The organism is Streptomyces sp. WAC06614 (assembly GCF_003949795.1).
Classification (GTDB): Bacteria; Actinomycetota; Actinomycetes; order Streptomycetales; family Streptomycetaceae; genus Streptomyces.
Genome location: NZ_RPRY01000469.1, coordinates 1 through 4,192, shown reverse-complemented (window position 1 = coordinate 4,192; position 4,192 = coordinate 1). Strand labels below are relative to the sequence as shown.

Genomic DNA, 4,192 nt, shown 5'->3' with positions numbered 1-4,192 from the left:
TACGGTGGGGCACGAGGGCCTCCTCGGATCCGTGTAGATGTCGCAATCCACACCGAACCCGGAGGCCCTCACCCATTTCAAGAACCCAGCACGCGTGTCACCAACGTCCCGGGACAACACACCTAGGCGGCCTGTCCGTAAAGAGACCTCCCGGTTCTTCGCACGATCGGATGAATGTGGGACCAAGGGGGCGGTACGGGCGGAGTTCGCCGCTACATTCACGCCGTTCACAGGGCCGGGACCCCGGTCCGTCACGTCAGGAGACCGTGGAGCCGATGACGGAACGACCAGCCCAGCGTGTCCCCAACCGGCAGCTCGCAGCGTTGATCGCGGAAGCCGGGTTCTCCAACGCCGGGCTCGCCCGCCGGGTCGACCAGCTCGGCCTGGAGCACGGTCTCGATCTGCGCTACGACAAGACCTCCGTGACCCGGTGGCTGCGTGGCCAGCAGCCGAGGGGGACCACCCCCGCGCTGATCGCCGAGGTCTTCACCCGGCGCCTGGGCCGCCGGCTCTCCGCCCAGGACCTGGGCCTGGACGCGTGCGCGCCGGTGTACGCGGGGCTGGAGTTCGCGGCCACGCCGGAGGAGGCGGTGGACATCGCGAGCGGGCTGTGGCGCAAGGACTCCGGCTCGCACGCCGAACTGCGGAAGATCGCCTTCACCCCGGCCGGGCTGGTGGTGCCGAGCCGGGACTGGCTGATCGGCCGGGCCGACGAACGGGTCGGCCGGGGCGCGGACCCGGCGCAGGTCCGGGTGCCGACCCAGGGCCGGACCGGGGTGCCGCGGCAGCGGCAGATCGACCGGGGCCCCGGGCAACGGGTGACGGCCGGGGACATCGCGGCGCTGCGATCGGTGAGCGACCTGTTCCGGGCGCTGGACCAGGCGTACGGGGGCGGGCACGCCCGGCAGGCGCTGGTGCGGTACCTGGAGCACGAGGCGGAGCCGATGCTGCGCGGCACGTACGGGGAGACGACCGGGCGGCGGCTGTTCGCCGCCGCGGCCGATCTGACCCGGCTCGCCGGGTGGACCTCGTACGACATCGCGGCGCACGGACTGGCGCAGCGGTACTTCGTGCAGGCGCTGCGGCTGGCGCAGGCGGCCGGGGACCGGCCGTACGGCTCGTACGTGCTGGTGACGATGAGCCGGCAGGCGGTGTACCTGGGGCACGGCCGGGAGGCGGTGCAACTGGCCCGGGTCGCCCAGCAGGGCGTCGGCTCCGGGCCGCCGCCGGTGGTCCAGGCGATGCTGCACGCGGCGGAGGCCCGCGGGCACGGGGTCCTCGGCGAGGTGCGTGCCGCCACGGCGTCGCTGGTACGGGCGGAACGGGCGCTGGGCGCGGCCCGGCCGGGCGACGACGTGCCGCACTGGGCGCGGTTCTTCGACGAGGCCCAGCTCGCGGACGAGTTCGGGCACGCCCACCGCGACCTGCAGCAGTACCGTGCGGCGGCGCAGCACGCGGAACGCTCCCTGCAGCTGAGGGGCCCCGCCTTCGCCCGCTCACGACTGTTCTGCCGCGTGGTGCTGGCCACGGCCCGACTGGGGCTGGGCGAACTGGACCAGGCCTGCGCCCTGGGGGCGGAGGCTGCGCAGCAGGCCATGGAGATGCGGTCGGTGCGGGCCGTGGAATACGTCCGCGACTTCGAACGCAGGCTGGAGCCCTATCGCGACGCTCCCCCGGTCAAGTCCTACCGCGACCGGGTCGCGTCACTGGCCTGACCGGGGTCGGGGCCCCAGAACCAGGGGCTCCGCCGCCGCCTGTGCCCCGGGTCCTCACACGCCGGACGGGCTGAAAAGGCCCCTGCGGGTCCGGGGGCGGAGCCCCCGAAACCCGGAGCCGGGCCCGGGCAACGAGGCCGGGGCCCAGCCGCGGGAGCCAAGGCCGAGCCCGGGCAAGGAGGCCGGGGCTCGGCCACGGAAGGCGAGGTCAGGCACCGGTAGGGCTCAGGCGGCGGCCGGCAGGCCCGGGTCCGTGGTGAGGAGGGGCATGCCGAAGTCGCGGAGGACGGCGGCCGCCGCCCGCCGGGCCGAATGCAGGGCGCCCTGCACGGTATTGGTGTCGCGGTGGTCGCCGCACACGTACAGGCCCGACAGCACCCGCACCGGCCGCCGCAGGTCGTGCGGCGGCGGCATCGCCGGGACCGCCTCCCGCGTGTGGTGGACCGCCAGGAGGTCCCACTCCCGCGTGGAGACCTCGTAGAGGCGCGCCAGCCGGGCCGCGACCGTCCGGGGCGGCGGGGGCGGCCCCAGGACCGTCGTCGTCACCAGGGCACGACCGGCCGGCGCCCGGCCCGGGTCGACCGCGCTCATCACGGCCGTGTGCGCCACCGGCCACTTCGGGTCCCCGTCCAGCATCAGCGACCCGTCGGACGGCAGCCCGCCGGGCAGCCCGTGGTGGATCACCGTCATCTCGTGGAACGCCGGCACCCGCAGCCCCGGCAACAGCGCGGCCGCCGCCCGCGCCCCCGTCGCCAGCAGGACGGAACGGCAGCGGAACTCCCCGTGGTCCTCCGTCACGACCACGTTCGTGGCGACCGACCGGACCCGTACGCCCGTACGGATCGTGCCCGTCGGCAGGCCGGCCGCCAGGAGTGCGGGCAGCGTCGCCGCGCCGCCCTCCGGCACCGCCAGCCGGCCCTGCGCGAAGCCCCGGAGCGCCAGGTCGGCGACCCGGCTGGAGGTGCCGAGGTCCGGGTCGCAGAGCAGGGTGGCGAGCAGGGGCCGCAGGGCCCCGGTGCCCCGGGAGCGCAGCGCGGCGCGCGCCGTGCGCTCCGGGCGGGCCAGCACCCGCTCCACCGGCAGCTGCGCCAGCCGGCCCAGCGCCGCGCTGAGCCGGGCCTGGTCCAGCGAGCCGCTGGCCAGGGCCCTGGCCGGGGTGAGCGTGCCGACCCGTTGCGGCTTGCCCTCGGTGTGCACGAGCACGCCGGGGGCGAACGGCCGCAGGACCAGGTCGGCCAGACCCGGCGTCAGGTCCAGCTCCGGGTACGAGGTGTTGAGCAACTGGCCGATCCGGTCCAGCCGGAATCCGCCGACCGTGTCGGTGGCCATTCGCCCGCCGGGGCCGTCGGCGGCCTCCAGGAGGATGACGCTGACCCCCGCTGCGATCAGATGGTGTGCCGCCGCGAGTCCCGAGACTCCGGCTCCCACGATGACGACGTCCGCATGGTGTGCGCTGCTGAGCACGTGCCCCTCCCCGAGGTCGGCGCGGCTTGTCTGGTCCTCCTTCCCCCAACGGACTTGAGGGGAACCCAAGTCCGGTGCGGTATTGGGCACAACTTCGGTCGCACCGCGGTCACCGGTTCCACCGGGCTCATCGGCAAGGCCCTCGTACGGTCCCTGCGCGCGGACGGGCACGAGGTGGTGCGGTACGTACGGCGCCCACCGGCCGCGCCGGACGAGGCGCGCTGGGACCCGTCGGCCGGTCACGTCGACCCGGCGGGCCTGGCCGGCTGCACGGCCGTGGTCCACCTGGCCGGCGCCGGCATCGGCGACCGGCGGTGGACCGACGCCCACAAACGGGCGATCCGTGACAGCCGGGTGCTGGGCACCACGGCCCTCGCCCGCGCCCTCGCCGCCCTCGACGAGCCGCCCCAGGTGCTGGTCAGCGGTTCGGCCGTCGGGTACTACGGCGACCAGGGCGACCGCGTCCTCGACGAGGGCTCCCCGGTGGGGGACGGCTTCCTGCCCTCGGTCTGCGCGGAGTGGGAGGCCGCCACCGCCCCCGCGCAGGAGGCGGGGGTGCGCACCGTCCTGGCCCGCACCGGCCTGGTCGTCGCCCGCGAGGGCGGGGCCTGGGCCCGGCTCTTCCCGGTCTTCAAGGCCGGCATCGGCGGCCGGCTCGGCGACGGCCGCCAGTACTGGCCGTTCATCTCCCTGCACGACGAGGTCGCGGCCCTGCGGCACCTGATCGACACCCCCGCCCTCAGCGGCCCGGTCAACCTCACGGCGCCGGAGCCGCCGACCAACCGGGAGATCACCGCCGCCATGGGCCGCGTCCTGCACCGGCCGACGGCGTTCGCCGTACCGGCACCGGTGCTGCGGATCGTCCTCGGCGAACTGGCCCAGGACGTACTGGGCAGCCAGCGGGCCCGGCCGGTGCGGCTGCTGCGGTCCGGGTTCGTCTTCCGGTACCCGGACGTGGAGGACGCGCTGCGCGCGGCGCTGGGCGGGGACGAGCCGGGCTGAGGGCCCGGGGG

The 4,192-nt window shown here is 75.6% G+C and carries 3 protein-coding genes; 2 read left to right on the top strand and 1 reads right to left on the bottom strand.

Going from position 1 to position 4,192, the window contains the following annotated elements:
* Positions 1-275: 275 nt before the first annotated feature.
* A complete protein-coding gene (locus EF918_RS33295) occupies positions 276-1,715 on the top strand; it encodes a regulator (RefSeq protein WP_125652627.1) in 1,440 nt (479 codons plus the stop codon).
* Between the two features lie 225 nt (positions 1,716-1,940).
* Here the strand turns inward: EF918_RS33295 and EF918_RS33290 are convergent, their stop codons facing one another.
* On the bottom strand, positions 1,941-3,179 hold the full coding sequence (locus tag EF918_RS33290; protein WP_125652626.1) for an FAD-dependent oxidoreductase: 1,239 nt from the start codon (positions 3,177-3,179) through the stop codon (positions 1,941-1,943).
* A 54-nt stretch (positions 3,180-3,233) separates the two neighbouring features.
* Between EF918_RS33290 and EF918_RS33285 the strand changes: the two genes are divergently transcribed.
* A complete protein-coding gene (locus EF918_RS33285; protein WP_260610921.1) occupies positions 3,234-4,181 on the top strand; it encodes a TIGR01777 family oxidoreductase in 948 nt (315 codons plus the stop codon).
* Positions 4,182-4,192: the final 11 nt, after the last annotated feature.